General features: G+C 61.5%; 11 protein-coding genes. 9 read left to right on the forward strand and 2 right to left on the reverse strand.

Annotated elements, in window-relative coordinates; translation table 11 throughout:
* Positions 1-323: 323 nt before the first annotated feature.
* Positions 324-2,501, forward strand: a complete 2,178-nt coding sequence (locus tag BXA01_RS13575; RefSeq protein ID WP_076564374.1) for a malate synthase G — start codon at positions 324-326, stop codon at positions 2,499-2,501.
* A 199-nt stretch (positions 2,502-2,700) separates the two neighbouring features.
* Here BXA01_RS13575 and BXA01_RS13580 read toward each other — a convergent pair whose 3' ends face one another.
* Positions 2,701-3,147, reverse strand: coding sequence for a response regulator (locus tag BXA01_RS13580; RefSeq protein ID WP_016772851.1), 447 nt, complete (start codon positions 3,145-3,147; stop codon positions 2,701-2,703).
* A 255-nt stretch (positions 3,148-3,402) separates the two neighbouring features.
* Here BXA01_RS13580 and BXA01_RS13585 point away from each other — a divergent pair, with 255 nt between their 5' ends.
* The 8 genes from BXA01_RS13585 (at position 3,403) to BXA01_RS13620 (ending at position 12,563) form a co-directional block, all read left to right on the forward strand.
* Positions 3,403-5,337, forward strand: coding sequence for a putative nucleotidyltransferase substrate binding domain-containing protein (locus BXA01_RS13585; protein WP_305885242.1), 1,935 nt, complete (start codon positions 3,403-3,405; stop codon positions 5,335-5,337).
* The gene (locus BXA01_RS13590; RefSeq protein ID WP_076564376.1) at positions 5,334-6,041 is read left to right on the forward strand and encodes a 3'-5' exonuclease; all 708 of its coding nucleotides are present in this window, start codon (positions 5,334-5,336) and stop codon (positions 6,039-6,041) included. The genes BXA01_RS13585 and BXA01_RS13590 overlap by 4 nt, the downstream gene beginning before the upstream one ends.
* Before the next feature lie 204 nt (positions 6,042-6,245).
* Complete coding sequence (locus BXA01_RS13595; RefSeq protein WP_231991046.1) at positions 6,246-6,722, forward strand: RNA polymerase sigma factor; 477 nt, start codon at positions 6,246-6,248, stop codon at positions 6,720-6,722.
* The gene (locus tag BXA01_RS13600) at positions 6,719-7,693 is read left to right on the forward strand and encodes a FecR domain-containing protein (protein ID WP_076564378.1); all 975 of its coding nucleotides are present in this window, start codon (positions 6,719-6,721) and stop codon (positions 7,691-7,693) included. Before BXA01_RS13595 ends, BXA01_RS13600 begins: the two co-directional genes overlap by 4 nt.
* Positions 7,694-7,951: 258 nt before the next feature.
* On the forward strand, positions 7,952-10,390 hold the full coding sequence (locus BXA01_RS13605) for a TonB-dependent siderophore receptor (RefSeq protein WP_076564379.1): 2,439 nt from the start codon (positions 7,952-7,954) through the stop codon (positions 10,388-10,390).
* Between the two features lie 74 nt (positions 10,391-10,464).
* Positions 10,465-11,595 carry a PepSY-associated TM helix domain-containing protein gene (locus BXA01_RS13610; RefSeq protein WP_076564380.1) on the forward strand — a complete coding sequence of 377 codons (1,131 nt, stop codon included), beginning with the start codon at positions 10,465-10,467 and terminating at the stop codon, positions 11,593-11,595.
* Positions 11,592-11,771: a hypothetical protein gene (locus BXA01_RS13615; RefSeq protein ID WP_016772844.1), complete on the forward strand. Its 180-nt coding sequence runs from the start codon at positions 11,592-11,594 to the stop codon at positions 11,769-11,771. The genes BXA01_RS13610 and BXA01_RS13615 overlap by 4 nt, the downstream gene beginning before the upstream one ends.
* Positions 11,772-11,933: 162 nt before the next feature.
* Entirely contained in the window at positions 11,934-12,563 is a 630-nt protein-coding gene (locus BXA01_RS13620; RefSeq protein ID WP_076564381.1) for a glutathione S-transferase, read from the forward strand.
* Between the two features lie 199 nt (positions 12,564-12,762).
* Here the strand turns inward: BXA01_RS13620 and creD are convergent, their stop codons facing one another.
* Entirely contained in the window at positions 12,763-14,130 is a 1,368-nt protein-coding gene (gene creD, locus BXA01_RS13630) for a cell envelope integrity protein CreD (protein WP_076564383.1), read from the reverse strand.
* Between the last annotated feature and the right edge of the window lie 34 nt (positions 14,131-14,164).

A 14,164-nucleotide genomic window follows, 5' to 3' on the forward strand; every position in this document is an offset into this window, starting at 1 on the left:
TTTTTGAGAACATCCCGTTCCGCGACGTGACCGCAATGCGTCATGAGGTCGCAGAACGACGTAATTAGTCTGATTTTCACAAGCGCAACTCATCATGTAGTATGCCGCAGCGCGCACTACATAACGCTGGATCGATGTCTGCCCAAGGCCCTTCGCAACCCTGAAAGCCCCGTCAGCAAGGCCTCCAAGCCGTTGATTGGTCCTAGCCCAGCCGCCAGTAATGGCATGTACTGGTCCGCAGGTTTGTGGTTTAAATGGCCGGAAGCTTCATTGTTAAATTGACGAGCTGAAAAGCGAAATAGCTGAGCAGAGTGAGGCAAGCAATGACTGAACACGTTCAAGTCGGTGGCCTGCAGGTCGCCAAAGTCCTGTTCGACTTCGTGAACAACGAAGCCATTCCCGGTACCGGCCTCACCGCCGAACAATTCTGGGAAGGTGCCGACAAGGTCATTCACGACCTGGCGCCGAAGAACAAAGCCCTACTCGCCAAACGCGATGACTTCCAGGCGCGCATCGATGCCTGGCATCAGCAGCATGCCGGCCAGGCGCACGATGCCGTGGCCTACAAAGCTTTCCTGCAAGAGATCGGTTATCTGCTGCCAGAAGCAGCTGATTTCCAGGCCACGACGCAAAACGTCGATGATGAAATCGCCCGCACCGCCGGCCCGCAACTGGTCGTGCCGGTGATGAATGCGCGCTTCGCGCTCAATGCTTCGAACGCCCGCTGGGGTTCGCTGTACGACGCTCTCTACGGCACCGACGCGATCAGCGAAGACGGCGGCGCGGAAAAAGGCAAAGGCTACAACAAGGTGCGTGGCGACAAAGTCATCGCCTTCGCCCGCGCCTTCCTCGACGAAGCCGCGCCTCTGGCTGCAGGCTCCCACGTCGATTCGACCGGCTACAAAATCGCTGACGGCAAACTGGTCGTGACGCTCAAGGGCGGCAGCAACAGTGGCCTGCGCGATGACGCTCAGTTGATCGGTTTCCAGGGCGACGCCAACGCGCCGATCGCGGTGCTGCTCAAGCACAACGGCCTGCACTTCGAAATCCAGATCGACGCCAGCACCCCGGTCGGCCAGACCGACGCCGCCGGCGTCAAAGACATTCTCATGGAAGCGGCGCTGACCACGATCATGGACTGCGAAGACTCCGTGGCCGCCGTCGATGCCGACGACAAAGTGGTGATCTACCGCAACTGGCTCGGCCTGATGAAGGGTGACCTCGCAGAATCCGTGTCCAAGGGCGGCCAGACCTTCACCCGCACCATGAACCCGGATCGCACCTACACCGCGCCCAATGGCGGTGAAGTGACCCTGCACGGTCGTTCGCTGTTGTTCGTGCGCAACGTCGGCCATCTGATGACCATCGATGCGATCCTCGACAGTCAAGGCAACGAAGTACCGGAAGGTATCCTCGATGGTCTGGTGACTTGCCTGGCAGCAATGCACAACCTCAACGGCAACACCTCGCGGCGCAACACCCGCACCGGTTCGGTGTACATCGTCAAACCGAAAATGCACGGCCCGGAAGAAGCGGCGTTCACCAACGAGCTGTTCGGGCGTATCGAAGACGTCCTGCGCCTGCCGCGCAACACCCTGAAAGTCGGGATCATGGACGAGGAGCGCCGCACCACGGTCAACCTCAAGGCCTGCATCAAGGCCGCCAGCGAGCGCGTGGTGTTCATCAACACCGGCTTCCTCGACCGCACCGGCGACGAAATCCACACCTCCATGGAGGCCGGTCCAGTGGTGCGCAAGGCGGACATGAAGGCCGAGAAGTGGATCGGCGCCTACGAAAACTGGAACGTCGACATCGGTCTGAGCACCGGCCTGCAAGGTCGTGCGCAAATCGGTAAAGGCATGTGGGCCATGCCGGATCTGATGGCAGCGATGCTCGAGCAGAAAATCGCTCACCCTCTGGCCGGCGCCAACACTGCCTGGGTGCCATCGCCGACCGCCGCTGCGCTGCACGCGCTGCACTACCACAAGGTTGACGTGTTTGCGCGTCAGGCCGAACTGGCCAAACGTGCGCGCGCCTCGGTGGACGACATCCTGACCATTCCACTGGCAGTGAACCCAAGCTGGACGCCAGAGCAGATCAAGAACGAACTGGACAACAACTCCCAGGGCATTCTCGGTTACGTGGTGCGCTGGATCGACCAGGGTGTCGGTTGCTCCAAAGTCCCGGATATCAACGACGTCGGCCTGATGGAAGACCGTGCGACGCTGCGTATCTCCAGCCAGCACATCGCCAACTGGCTGCGCCACGGTATCGTCAGCCAAGAGCAAGTGATGGAAAGCCTTAAGCGCATGGCGCCGGTGGTTGACCGCCAGAACGCCAACGACCCGCTGTATCGCCCGCTGGCACCGGACTTCGACAGCAACATCGCCTTCCAGGCGGCGGTCGAACTGGTGATCGAAGGCACCAGGCAGCCGAACGGCTACACCGAGCCGGTGCTGCACCGTCGTCGTCGCGAGTTCAAGGCCAAGAATGGTCTGTGACTTGAGTTGATGGTTGGAATGAAAAAGGCCCTGATCGAGAGATCAGGGCCCTTTTGTTTATGTGTTCGGAGGCGGATTGATCGTTCCCACGCTCCGCGTGGGAATGCAGCCCGGGACGCTCCGCGTCCCACAACAGCGGACGCGGAGCGTCCATTGATGCATTCCCACGCAGAGCGTGGGAACGATCATCCTCAAATATTCAGGGCTCGATGCCCAATTCGTGTTTCACCAACTCAAGCAACTTCCCCGTATCAATCGGCTTGAGCAGAAAATCCACCACGCTCAAATGCATCGCTTCGATCGCGTCTTTCACGTCGGCATCGCCGGAGACGATGATGATCGGCATCGCTGCCCGTACCGATTCACGCACCTGGCGAATCAGCTCGAGGCCGTCGACATTGCCCATGCGCAGGTCGGTAATCACAAGGCCGATCGAAGGCTTTTCATCGAGCATTTTCAGCGCGGTTTCACCGCTGGCTGCGGTCATGCAGCGAATGCCGTCCAGCGCGAGAATCTCCGACAACAGCTCGCGGGCGTCCTTGTCGTCGTCGACGATCAGGACACGCTGCGGCGGCAGATCGGGTTCGAGCATCACTGCGCTGAGCGCTTCCCGCTCGGCGTCGCTCAAAATATCGTGGTCGGACATGGCGCTCTCTAAATGTTCAAACAATCCCTGGCAAGTCGTCAGACATCACCGGACAGCGCTTCAATGTGCACTTCGTCGGAATTTTTTCCAAGTGGCTAGCGCAAGCTTTTCCGAGCTTTTGCGTAGGTTATTTCCGAAAATCGGCCAATGGTGGCAAAACCTAGACTTACGTCCAATGGGCACCCTGCCCGCCGGGGCCGACCATGGTGGCAACGATCCGACAACAACAATTCGAAAAAGACTGCGGTAATGGTTATGAGCAAAGCGGACGCCTTCACCCAGGCAGGGAAAACCGCGGTGTTGCAGAACATTCAGGGCACCCTGCAATTCCTCCAGCGCTTCCCGCCCTTCAATCAGATGGAACACGCCCACCTCGCCTATCTGGTGGAGCAATGTCAGCTGCGTTTTTTTGCCCAGGGCGAGAGCATCATCAAACCGGCTGACGGCCCGGTGGAGCACTTTTATATCGTCAAACAGGGTCGGGTGGTCGGCGAACGCCAGCACATCACCAAGCCCGGCACCGAAACCACCTTCGAAATCACCACCGGCGAATGCTTTCCGCTCGCCGCGCTGCTCGGTGAGCGCGCCACACGCACCGAACATCTGGCGGGCGAAGACACCTTTTGCCTGCAACTGAACAAACTGGCGTTCATCAAACTGTTCGCCCTTTCCAGCGCCTTCCGCGATTTCGCCTTGCGTGGGGTGAGCAGCCTGCTCGATCAGGTCAACCAGCAAGTCCAGCAAAAAGCCGTGGAGACCCTCGGCACCCAGTACTCGCTGAACACCCGTCTCGGTGAACTTGCGATGCGCCATCCGGTGACTTGCAGCGCCGATACGCCACTGCGTGAAGCGGTGAAGCTGATGCACGAGCAACAGGTCGGCAGCATCGTCGCGGTGGATGAGCACAAGGCGCCGCTGGGGATTTTCACCCTGCGCGATTTGCGCCATGTGGTCGCCGAAGGTGTCGGCGATTTCAGCGACGCCATCGAACAGCACATGACCCGATCACCGTTTTATCTGTCGCCGGATCACAGTGCCTTCGATGCGGCGATCGCCATGACCGAGCGGCACATCGCCCACGTGTGTCTGGTCAAGGATCAGCGCTTGTGCGGCGTGGTGTCCGAGCGTGATCTGTTCTCCCTGCAACGGGTCGATCTGGTGCACCTCGCCCGGACCATCCGCAGCGCGCAACGGATCGAGCAACTGGTGACCTTGCGCGGCGAGATCGGCCAACTGGTCGAACGCATGCTCGCCCACGGCGCGTCATCGACGCAGATCACTCACATTATCACCCTGCTCAACGATCACACGGTGTGTCGGGTGATCGAACTGACCCTTGCGGAAAAAGGCGACCCGGGCGTGCCGTTCAGCTGGCTGTGTTTCGGCAGCGAGGGCCGGCGCGAGCAGACGCTGCACACCGACCAGGACAACGGCATTCTCTTCGACGCGCGCGATGCCGCGCACGCGGCGGAGATACGCGGCAAGCTGCTGCCGATTGCCCAGCAGATCAACCAGAGCCTGGCGCAGTGCGGCTTTACCCTGTGCAAGGGCAACATCATGGCCGGCAATCCCGAGCTGTGTCTGTCGCGGGCCGAATGGGCGCGACGCTTCGCGGCGTTCATCCGCGAAGCCACGCCGGAGAACCTGCTGGGTTCGAGCATTTATTTCGACCTGCGCGTGGTCTGGGGCGATGAACAAGGCTGCGAGCAATTGCGCCGTGGCATTCTCGATCAGGTCGCCGACAACCGCCTGTTCCAGCGCATGCTCGCCGAAAATGCGCTGCGTAATCGCCCTCCCGTTGGGCGATTCCGTGAATTCGTGCTGGCCCGCAAGAACGGTGAGAAAGCCACGCTGGATCTGAAAATTCAGGGTCTGACGCCGTTCGTCGACGGTGCCCGTTTGCTGGCGCTGGCCAACGGCATCGACGCCAACAACACCCTCGAGCGTTTCCGCCAATTGGTCGATAAACAAGTCATCGAGCCGCTCGACGGCGCGGCGTATGAAGAGGCCTATCACTTCATTCAGCAAACGCGGATGCAGCAGCATCAGTTGCAAACCCGGGAAAATCAGCCGTACTCCAACCGCGTCGATCCCGACAGCCTCAATCACCTTGATCGGCGCATCCTGCGTGAATCCCTGCGGCAGGCGCAACGCCTGCAGAGCAGCCTGAGCTTGCGGTATCAGCTATGAGCCTGTTTTCCTGGCTACGCCCGGCCAGCCCCGTGGTGTCGGCGGACTTGCAGCAGCGGCTGGCGAAGCTGCCGGCGCTTGCCGAGCTGAGCGAATGCAGCCTGCGCGAGCAGCGCTGGGTGGTGCTGGACCTGGAAACCACCGGCCTGAATATGAGCAAGGATCGGGTCCTGTCGATCGGCGCGGTGGTGATCGAGGACGGTGCGATCGATTTCAGTCAGCAGTTCGAGCGCACGCTGCAATGCCGCGAGCTGAAGCTCAGCCCCAGCGTACTGATTCATGGCTTGGGGCCGACTGCGATTGCCGCAGGCAGCGACCCGGCGGAAGCGTTGCTGGAGTTGCTGGAGTTCATCGGCGACAGCCCGGTGCTGGCGTTTCATGCGCCGTTCGATCAGCACATGCTCGGGCGCGCAGTGAAAGAACACCTGGGGCATAAGCTGCAGCATGTGTTTCTGGATGTGGCGGATATCGCGCCGTTTCTGTGTCCGCAGGCGCAGATTCGCGAGGCCGGGCTGGATGAGTGGATCGAGTGGTTCCGGCTGGAAGTGTTCGAACGGCATAACGCCAGTGCCGATGCGCTGGCCACGGCGGAGTTGGCGTTGATCCTGTTCAGCCGAGCGCGGGCGCAGCAGATTTACAGTCCGTTGCAGTTGCAGCAGCGGTTGAGCCAGTGGAAGCGGCGGCAGCAGGCGCCGTCCTTCTAGCTTTTCGGCACCTCCCCAGCCGCCTTCGCGAGCAGGCTCGCTCCCACAAGGCAACGCGTTGCTTCAGATCACCTGACCAGTGGCCAATTGCTAACCATTCCCACCTCTGCCAGAATCGCGAACTATTCTCGTTAGTTAACATTTCCCAATCGGTGATGTCCGGTGTCGTCAGTGCCCAACCCCCACAGTGAGCTCGTCGGTGCGATGTATCGCGACCATCGCGGTTGGCTGCTGGCGTGGTTGCGGCGCAATGTGGCGTGTCCGCAGCGTGCCGAGGACCTGAGCCAGGACACATTCGTGCGCCTGCTCAACCGCGACCAGCTGCTGACGCCGCGCGAACCTCGGGCGTTTCTGGTGGCGATCGCCAAAGGCCTGTTGTTTGACTACTTCCGCCGCGCCGCGCTGGAACAGGCCTACCTCTCCGAACTGATGCTGATCCCCGAAGACGAACAGCCGTCGGTGGAAGAACAGCAAATGATCCTCGACGACCTCAAGGCCATCGACCGTCTGCTCGGCAAGCTGTCGACCAAGGCGCGCGCAGCCTTCCTGTACAACCGTCTCGACGGCCTCAGCCACGGCGAAATCGCCGCCAGACTCGGCGTCTCTGTGCCGCGCGTGCGGCAGTATCTGGCGCAAGGCCTGCGCCAGTGTTACGTCGCCCTATACGGTGAGCCGACATGACGGCGGCCAGTTCGCGGCCGGTGCCGGCGCATGTGCTGGACGCGGCGATTGCCTGGCAATTGACCCTCGATTCGAGCACCGCACTGGAGCGCGAGGAATTCGCCAAATGGCACGCGGCCCATGAAGAACATGCCCGCGCCTGGCGCCAGTTGGGCATGCTCGATCAGCGCTTCAGTGTCGCCAAAGGCCCGGCCCGAAGTGCGTTGCTGCAATCGCGCGAAGGCATTCGCCGCCGCGTGCGCAAACTCGGCAGCGGGCTGGCCAGTGTCGTGGTGATCATCGGGCTCGGGCTGTTTGTCAGCGAGCGCTATCTGCCGCTGGACTACTGGCTCGCCGATCAGCGCACCGCCACCGGTGAACAGCGCACCGTGCGCCTGTCCGACGGCACCCTGCTCAACCTCAATACCCACAGCGCGGTCGACGTACGCTTCGATGACGAGCGCCGCTTGATCGTGTTGCAGGAAGGCGAAATCCTCGTCGAGACCGGGCATGGCGATGCGCGGCCGTTTATCGTCGAAACCCGCGAAGGCAGCATGCGCGCGCTGGGCACGCGGTTTCTGGTCAAGCGCGAGGACGATGGCACCCGCCTGAGCGTGTTGCAGTCGGCGGTCGCGGCCCATGCCCAGGCCGACTCGCAAGAACAGATTCTGCGCGAAGGCCAGCAGGTGTTGCTGCGCAGTGACGGGCTGGGCTCGATTGCCGCCCTCGCCCCCGGCGCCGATGCCTGGACGCGCGGCATGCTGGTGGTGGACAACGCGCGGCTGGGCGATCTGGTGCATGAGCTCGGGCGCTATCGTCGTGGCCATCTGGGCGTGGCGCCGGAAGTGGCCGATCTGCGCATTACCGGCAGCTTTCCGTTGCATGACACCGACAAGGCACTGAGTGCTTTGCTGCCGACTCTGCCAGTGCAGATCGAGCGGCATACGCCGTATTGGGTAACCGTGGCGAAGACGGAGCCCTCCTCCCCTTGACATGATCGTTCCCACGCTCTGCGTGGGAATGCAGCCCGGGACGCTCTGCGTCCCTGCCGAAGCGGACGCAGAGCGTCCATTGAGGCATTCCCACGCGGAGCGTGGGAACGATCAATGTGGGAGCGAGCCTGCTCGCGAAGGCGCCATCAGCCGCACAACCATTTCCAGCAAAAAATAATTTCCACCGAGCCCTATCACTTTTCCAATCTCGTCCGGCACACAGGCAATTGAGAAATATTTCCATTCAGGAGCCGCCGTATGTCCCGTTCGCCAGACACCTTGTTGCGCCCCAGTCTGCTGGCTTTTGCCATCGCTTTCGGCACGCCGCTGATCAGCAGCCCGTTGCTCGCCGCTGAGCAAGCGTCCAGCGTGCGCGCCTACAACCTGCCGGCGGCGCCGCTGTCGACCACCCTGAACCAGATCGCCAGCCAGGGCGGCCTCGCCCTGTCGCTCAATCCTGCGCTGGCCGCCGGCAAGACCTCGGCCCCGGTCAACGGCCAGTACGACGCCGCCGGAGCCCTGCGCGCGGCTTTGCGCGGTACCGGTCTGCAACTGGAACAGAGCAGCGCCGGCACCTACACCTTGGTGGCCGTGCCTGAAGGCACGCTGGCCCTGCCGGAAACTTCGGTCATCGGCGTGGAAAACTTCGAAAGCGCCTGGGGCCCGGTCGAAGGCTACACCGCGACCCGCACCGCCGCCGGCACCAAGACCGACACTGCGCTGGTCGAAGCACCGCGTTCGATCTCGGTGGCGACCCGCCAGCAAATGGACGACCGCAGCGTGCACAGCCTCGATGACGCTGTGCGCTACATGCCGGGCATCACCGCCAGCAGCTACGGCAGCGACACCCGTGCCGACTGGCTGCGCGTACGCGGTTTCGAGCCGACCCAGTTCCTCGATGGCCTGCCGCTGCCCAAAGGCGTGTACGCCAACCCGAAACAGGAAACCTGGAACCTCGACCGCCTCGCCCTGCTGCGTGGCCCGGCCTCGTCGGTGTACGGCCAGACCCCGCCGGGCGGTTTGCTCGACATGGTCAGCCGCCGCCCGAGCGCTGAAGCCAGCAGCGAAATCCAGTTGCAATACGGCAGCGACAATCACCGCCAGATCAACTTCGCCAGCACCGGCAAGATCGATGACGCCGGGCAGTTTCTCTATGGCCTCAGCGGCGTGGTGCGCGACAGCGATACGCAAATCGACCACATCGACAACAAGCGCTACAACATCGCACCGAGCCTGACCTGGAACATCGACGACGATACAAAAATCACTCTGCTGAGCCAGTTCACCCGCGATGATACCGGCGTCACCAGCCAGTTCTATCCCATCCAGGGCACCAAGATCGACATGCCGTTCGGCAAGATTTCCCATCACAAGAATCTCGGCGATCCCGACTACGATTATTACGACCGCACCTATTACGCGCTGGGTTATGCCTTCGAACATCGCCTCAACGATGTCTGGCAGTTCAAGCAGAATCTGCGCTACACCAAATCTGACCTGTCGTTCCAGACCGTGACCGTTAACAGTTACAACCCATCGTTTGCCGGATTTACCGTGGACGATCAAGGCAATGTCGGTCGCAGTACCACTAACGCCGACGAAGACATCAGTCAGTTTGCCGTGGATAACAATTTCCAGGCTGACTTCGCCACCGGCGAAATCAGCCATACGCTGCTGCTGGGTCTCGATCATCAGCGCAGCAACACCAACTACACGTCAATTTTCGGTTCGGCGCCGAGCATCAACGTCAACAACCCGATCTACGGCCAGCCGATCGTACGTCCAGCACGCTCCACGGCGTTTTACGACTACAACCAGAAGACCTACCAGACCGGCCTCTACGTGCAGGACCAAATGGCCCTCGACCAGTGGCGCCTCACCCTCGGCGGCCGTGAAGACTGGGTGCACACCAGCACCCAATTCATCAACCAGAGCGACGCCACCAACACCCAGCGTGACAAGAAATTCAGCGGCAACGCGGCGCTCAGCTACGTCTTCGACAACGGCTTCGTGCCGTACCTGTCCTACGCCGAATCCTTCCAGCCGACCACCGGCGCCGATGCCACCTCGACCGGCTCGCTCAAGCCAACCGAAGGCAAGCAGTGGGAACTGGGCATCAAATACCAGCCACCGGGGAGCAAGACTCTGCTGACCGCCGCCGTGTATGACCTGACCCAGAAAAACGTCGCGGTGAACACCTTCGTCAACAACGTTTCAGTGACCAGCCAGACCGGCGAAGTGAAGGTCAAAGGCCTGGAACTCGAGGCCGTGTCGGATGTGACCGATAACCTCAAAGTCATCGCCGCCTACACTCTGGCCAAGTCGGAAGTGCAGAAAGGCATCGACAAGGGCAACCGTCTGCAACTGATGCCCAACCAACAAGCCTCGCTGTGGACCGACTACACCTGGCACGCCGGCGTGCTCGACGGTTTCGGTATCGGTGCCGGCGTGCGCTACACCGGCAACACCTACGGCGACAAGGCCAACACCTGGCTGGGCAAGGCTGACGCCTACACCGTGTTCGACGCCAGCGTGCATTATGATCTCGGCCGTCTGGACAACAGCCTCAAAGGTGCGTCGCTGGCGGTGAATGCGACCAACCTGTTCGACAAGGACTACATTTCCACCTGCGACAGCTTCTACTGCTACTACGGCGACCAGCGCAGTGTCGTCGCCAGCGCCACTTACAAGTGGTAAGCCAGTGAGCTGAAACAGGCCCTGTTACCAAGCCGTCCGAACCGGGCGGCTTCGGTGTTTTTGAAGGTCATGCAATGAAAAGTAAAACCATCCGCCGTTGGTCGTTCATCCACACCTGGACCAGCCTGATCTGCACCGTGTTTCTGCTGATGCTCGCACTGACCGGTCTGCCGCTGATTTTCAGCCACGAGATTGATCACGCGCTGGGCAACGCCCCGGAGCTGCGCGAGATGCCGGCCGACACGCCGCAACTCAACCTGCAGCAACTGGTCGATGCCGCCCAGAAACACCGCCCGGGCGAAGTCATGCAGTACTTCGGTTATGACGACGAAGAGCCGAACGCGGCATTCGCGATCATGGCCAGGACTGCCGACACCGAGCCGAACTCTTCGCACACCTTCATGCTCGATGCGCGCACTGGCGAAGCGCTGGAAACCCCTTCGGCCAACGGTGGCTTGATGCTGTTCATCCTGCGCCTGCACGTCGACATGTTCGCCGGGCTGTCGGGCAAGCTGCTGCTGGCGTTCATGGGTCTGTTGTTTGTCGTGGCAATCGTGTCCGGCACGGTGCTGTACCTGCCGTTCATGCGCCGCTTGAAATTCGGCACCGTGCGCCAGGACAAATCCACGCGGCTGCGCTGGCTCGACCTGCACAACCTGATCGGCGTCGTCACTTTGACCTGGTGCCTGGTGGTGGGCGTGACCGGAGTGATCAGCGCCTGCGCCGACCTGCTCATCGCCGCCTGGCGCAACGATGCACTGACCACCCTGATCGCGCCGTATCGCGATGCGCCGCCGCTGACCCAACTGGCGCCGGCTACGCGGCTGCTCGACATCGCCGAGGAAGTCGCACCGGGGATGAAGCCGGATTTCATCGCCTTCCCCGGCACCCGTTTTTCCAGCGAGCACCATTATTCGGTGTTCATGAAGGGCGGCACGCACCTGACCTCGCACCTGCTGACACCGGTGCTGATCGACGCCACGACCTTGCAGGTCACCGCCGTGGCCGAACGGCCGTGGTACATGGACGCCATGGGCATGTCGCAGCCGCTGCACTTTGGTGACTACGGCGGCATGCCGATGAAGATTCTCTGGGCGACGCTGGATGTGCTGACGATCATCGTGTTGGCCAGTGGCGTTTATCTTTGGGTAGTGCGGCGCAAGGCGGCCAAGCCTGTTCTGGAAACGGCGGAGGCCTCGGCATGAAGCCGCGTCAGTCGAGTTTCTGGAAAGTCTTCAGCACACCGATCGTGATCGCCCTGCTCAGTGCGGCGGGGCTGTTTGCGGCGTTGCTGGGGGATGGAATCTGGGATGCCTTGAGCTGGGTCGGGCTTGGCGTGCCGGCATTTCTGGCGATAAGAGGTTTTCTGCCGCGAAGCTGAGAATCCCTTGTGGGAGCGAGCCTGCTCGCGAAAGCGCCCGGACATTCAACATCAAAGTCGACTGTCACGACGCCTTCGCGAGCAGGCTCGCTCCCACATGGGTTCTGCGCCGGACGCGAGCAGGCTATGCTGCCCGATCACTGTCCTGATCGAGACCTTGCCATGTCCGCCCCCAGCATGACCCTGTACCACAACACCCTGTCGCCCTTTGTCCGCAAGGTCATGGTGCTGCTGCACGAAACCGGTCAGCAGGATCGTGTCGCGCTGCAGGACTGCGTGCTCAGCCCGGTCAGCCCGGACCCGGCGCTGATTGCCGACAACCCGCTGAGCAAGATCCCCGCCCTGCGCCTGGCCGACGGCAATGTCATCCATGACAGCCGCGTCATCCTCGAGTACCTCGACCAGCAGCACGTCGGCAATCCGCTGATCCCCCGTGAAGGTGCGGCGCGCTGGCGGCGCCTGACGCTGGCGTCGATGGCCGACGGGATCATGGATGCCTCGGTGATGGTGCGTTATGAAACCGTGCTGCGCCCGGTGGAAAAACACTGGGACGAATGGCTGAACGCTCAGCGCGACAAGATCCGCCGCGCCCTCGCCGTGCTCGAGAGCGAAGCGATTGCCGAGCTGACCAGCCACTTCGATGTCGCGGCGATCAGCGTGGCCTGCGCGCTGGGCTATCTGGATCTGCGTTTCCCGGACATGGACTGGCGCGCGGCCAATCCGCAACTGGCCAATTGGTATTTTGAAGTGAGTCAGCGACCGTCCATGGTGGCGACGATGCCCAAGCCCTAAAGCTGCGCTGCCTGATCTGCCCCCATCGCTGGCAAGCCAGCTCCCACATTGAATCGGGACAGGCCGCTGACCTGTCTGTCGGCATATATCCTGTGGGAGCTGCCTTGCCAGCGATGGCACCACCTCGGTTCTGGCGGCAGCGCTGCAACAATCAGCGTCAGCAGAACCGCCACTTCCCTGCGCTCAGCCCTCAACCCGCTCATTGCATCGCCTCCACATCAAACTCCAGCGGCCTGGCCGACTTCAAACCAATGCCGTACCAGTCCAGTTTGCGCGTCAGCACCATGAACACCCCGAGCAGACCGAACAGCATCAGCGAGCCCATCAGCAGCGCGTAATCCTCGGCGCTGAGCAAGCCGTACAGCAAGCCATACAGCGCTGCCAGCCCGGCCGAGAAACTCAAGCCGTGCCGCGCGCTGCGCAGGACGTGGCTGACATAGAAGCCGATCAGCAACACGCAGCCACTCGCCGACAACAGATACGCCAGCGCAAAACCGATGTGTTCCGACAGCGACAACAGCAGCAGGTAAAAGAACGCCAGCGCAACACCGACCAGGGCATATTGCACCGGGTGCACCGCCAGGCTCTTGAGCACTTCGAAGAGGAAGAAACCGGCGAATGTCAGAACGATGAACAGCAGCGCGTATTTGATCGCCCGGTCGCTCTTCAGGTACTGATCCACCGGATCGATGAAGCTCACGCCGAAGCTGCGCCCGTTGAGCGCATCACAGTCGCCAGCGACGCAGCGCTCCATCGCCTCTTGCAGGTTGGTGGAGAAAAACGAGGTCTGCCAGTCGGCGCTGAAACCCTGATCGTTGATCTCGCGCTTGGCCGGCAGGAAGTTGCCGACGAAGCTGGGGTGCGGCCAGTTGGCGGCGAGGCTGACGCTGCTGGTCTTGCCCACCGGCACCACACGCAGCGAGCCGGTGCCTTGCAGGCGCAGGTCGAAACCGAAGGTCAGTTGCGTGGCTTTGCTGGCGTCTAGCGCCGGCAGGGTCACGTGTACGCCCTCACCGATCCACGCCACTTCGCTGCCGGGCACGAAATCCAGTTGCTGGCCGCCGAGCTCGAGTTTCAGCGCGTTTTCGATGCCGCGAATATCGCTGATACCGACGGCGAGGAACGGCGCGTCGAATTGGTAATCGGCAAAATTTTCCTTGATGCCCAACTGCGCCGGCAGGGAAAAATGCCCATCGATACGATTGTCGGCGTGGAACAGTCGCGCCTCGTAAATGCCGCGTTTGCGCAGCTCGGTCTGCACCTGCCCGTCGAGTTCGAAACGCTCCGGCAGAAAGTACAAACGCCCGCGCGCTTCGCTGACTTCTTCGTAGCGCTTGTTGGTTTTCTCGTTGGTCTTCCAGGTGCGCACCACCTTGCGATACGGCACCACCATCACCGGCCCGGTCAGTTGCTGGCTATAACTGGAGCTGCGCGCGATGTCTTCGAGTACACCGTCGCGCAGTTGCTGACGCTCATCGATGATGCCGTCGATCATCAACAACGGGATCAGCAACAGCAGGATCAACAAGGCAATCGCGCCGAGCTTGATGGTCAGATTCTTGTTCATGGGACTCTCCCTGTTTGGATGGGAGGAGTCTGCT

The organism is Pseudomonas sp. B10, assembly GCF_900156235.1.
Taxonomy (GTDB): domain Bacteria; phylum Pseudomonadota; class Gammaproteobacteria; order Pseudomonadales; family Pseudomonadaceae; genus Aquipseudomonas; species Aquipseudomonas siliginis.